Below are 2,794 nucleotides of genomic sequence, written 5' to 3'. Positions count from 1 at the left end.
GCGTATGAGTATCACGGGCGCTCTGCCGACGGGCGCGTGGCGGATATTTCGGTGATCAGTCCGTCGCCCGCCTGCGTGACGATTTCCGTGCTGGCACAGACCGGCAACGGCACCGCGCCCGCCGACCTTCTGGCGAAAGTACAGGCCGCGCTCAACGATGAAAACGTGCGCCCCGTGGCCGACCGCGTGACCGTCCAGTCAGCCACCGTCGTGAATTACACCATTGACGCCGTGCTGTATCTGTTCCCTGGTCCCGAAGCCGAACCCATCCGCGCAGCCGCCGAGGCGAAGCTTATCGCCTACACCACCGCGCAGCACAGGCTAGGCCGCGACATCCGGCTGTCGGCCATTTACGCCGCGCTGCACGTTGAGGGCGTCCAGCGCGTGGAGCTGAAAAGCCCGAAGGCCGACATCGAGCTGGACAAAACCCAGGCGTCATTCTGCACCGCGTACACCCTGAAAGTGGGCGGCTACGATGAGTGATCGCCTGCTGCCCGTCGGTTCATCAGCGCTGGAGGTAGCCGCCGCCGACGCCTGCGCCGAGCTTGAAAATGTGCCGGTGCCGCTGCGGCAGCTCTGGGATCCGCTGACCTGTCCGGCAAAGTTTTTACCTTACCTGGCGTGGGCGCTGTCGGTTGACCGCTGGGATGAAAACTGGCCTGTCGCCACCAAACGCCGCGTGATTCAGTCGGCCTGGTTCATTCACTGCCACAAGGGAACCATTGGTGCCATCCGGCGCGTGGTGGAGCCGCTCGGCTACCTGTTCAACGTGACCGAGTGGTGGGAAACCAACGACGAACCAGGCACGTTTCGCCTGGACATCGGCGTGCTGGAAACCGGCATCACCGAAGAAATGTATAACGAGATGGAGCGGCTGATAGCCGATGCCAAACCCGCAAGCCGCCATCTGATCGGGCTGACCATTACCCAGGATATTAAAGGCGACGTTTACATTGGCGCAGCACAGTACGTCGGCGAGCTGCTGACCGTTTACCCCGCATAAGAGGACGATATGAGCACATTTAAATCCGTTGTCACCACGCTCGGCCAGGCGCGAATCGCGGCGGCCATTGCGGCGGGGACTGACATTAACATTACGCAGCTGGCCGTCGGCGACGGCAACGGCAAGGCAACAACGCCTGTTGCCTCACAGACCAAACTGGTGAAAGAGGTCTACCGCACGCCGCTCAACTCATTGAAGCTTGATCCGTCGCACGGAAACTGGGTCATTGCCGAAGCGGTGCTGTCTGCCAGCGTCGGCGGCTTCTGGATGCGCGAAATGGGGTTGTTCAGCAGCGACGGCGCGCTGATTGCCGTCTGCAACATGGCGGACACCTATAAACCGACGCTTGCGGAGGGTTCAGGCCGCACGCAGACGTTGCGCATGGTGATTGCGGTCAGCAACACCGAGGCAATCAGCCTGCTGATCGACGACTCGGTGATTATGGCTACTGAGCAGTATGTGAATGACCTGCTGGCCGCGCATGAGAAATCACGCAATCATCCTGACGGCACAACGGCGGCAAAGGGATTTGTTCAGCTGAGCAGCTCGGTAAGCAGTACCAGCGAAGCGCTGGCCGCCACGCCAAAAGCGGTGAAGGCTGCCAACGATAATGCCAATACCCGCGTACCTTCCACGCGCAAAATTAACGGTAAGGCGTTAAGCGCAGACCAAACTCTGACGGCGGTGGACGTTGGAGCGATGCCACTATCGTCTACCAATCTCGGCAACACCAATATCAATACGTTTGGGCGTGACAAGTTCGGCATTTATTCGCAGACATCCCCTACGCAGGCAACAGTAGCCAACGGCTACCCTGCAATGCTGGCCGGTATTTTGGAAGTGTTTCCGGGTGCCTACACTAACGGCGTGATCCAGCGTTATACCGAACACCTTTCCGGTAAATGTTGGCAGCGCGCATCGAGCAACGTCTGGAACGGGACAGATGGTCCATGGAGTGACTGGGTGCAATCCAGCACCGTCGGTTCTGTTGCCGCAAACTCTGCCCTCGGCTCAACTGACCTGAACACCGTGGGATTTAGTCTGACGGCTGTTCAGGCGGCGATCTATCACCAGTCCGCCAACGCATCCGCGACGGCAGACAGAAATTACCCCGAGGCCAAAGCGGGCACGCTGTTTGTTACCGGCAGCGCTTACGGCTGCCAGCAGATGTTTATTACTTTTGATACGTGCAACATCTGGGTGCGCGGGCTTTCTTCCAACTGGAACGGGAAGGATGGACCATGGCGCCCATGGGTTGCTCTGTATGGCACCAACAATAAACCGACGGCCGCAGACGTAGGCGCATGGACGGCAACGCAAAGCGCCGCCAGTGAAAAGGCGCTGTCTGATGAAATTGCCACGGCCTTTAAAATCCGCACCAACTTAACCGCAGCGGATACCCCGAACACTTTGCGCGGCAGCAGCATGTTTGGGCATTACGGCGTGCCAGGTGCTGCGGCGGCGACCACGGAAAAAGGCTATCCGATAAATAATTTTGTCGGCGTGATTTTCGTTACCTGGGGTCCGAATGCGACGCAGCAAATTGCTTTCAATAACAACGGGCGGCAATTCACCCGCTCTATGACGGGGGCGTGGAACGGTGTCGATGGTCCATGGTCTGCCTGGAATGAGATTTACTGTCAGGCCAACAAACCGACTCCGGCAGACGTCGGCGCGTTACCGGCGGGCGGAACGGCCGTGGCAGCGTCCAAACTCGCCACCGCCCGGAAGATTGCCGGTGTAGCCTTTGACGGCACCAAAGACATCAACCTCACCAACTCGAATGTCGGG

3 protein-coding genes are annotated in these 2,794 nt (G+C 59.2%); all 3 read left to right on the top strand.

Annotated elements, in window-relative coordinates:
- The coding region (locus ED901_RS15850) for a baseplate J/gp47 family protein (protein ID WP_205965112.1) at positions 1–483 on the top strand (483 nt) is incomplete at its 5' end.
- Positions 476–1,003, top strand: coding sequence for a phage tail protein I (locus ED901_RS15845; RefSeq protein WP_122096483.1), 528 nt, complete (start codon positions 476–478; stop codon positions 1,001–1,003). The genes ED901_RS15850 and ED901_RS15845, both read left to right, overlap by 8 nt.
- 9 nt (positions 1,004–1,012) lie before the next feature.
- A partial coding sequence (locus ED901_RS15840; protein WP_122096496.1) for a phage tail protein occupies positions 1,013–2,794 on the top strand: 1,782 nt, incomplete at its 3' end.

This window comes from Rahnella sp. Larv3_ips, from assembly GCF_003697865.1.
GTDB classification, from domain to species: domain Bacteria; phylum Pseudomonadota; class Gammaproteobacteria; order Enterobacterales; family Enterobacteriaceae; genus Rahnella; species Rahnella rivi.
This window is presented reverse-complemented; position numbering and strand designations above follow the sequence as displayed.

What these genes read in the sequence shown, in the direction of transcription:
- ED901_RS15845 (WP_122096483.1), top strand. Translation starts at nt 476, where the DNA reads ATGAGTGATCGCCTGCTGCCCGTCGGTTCATCAGCGCTGGAGGTAGCC.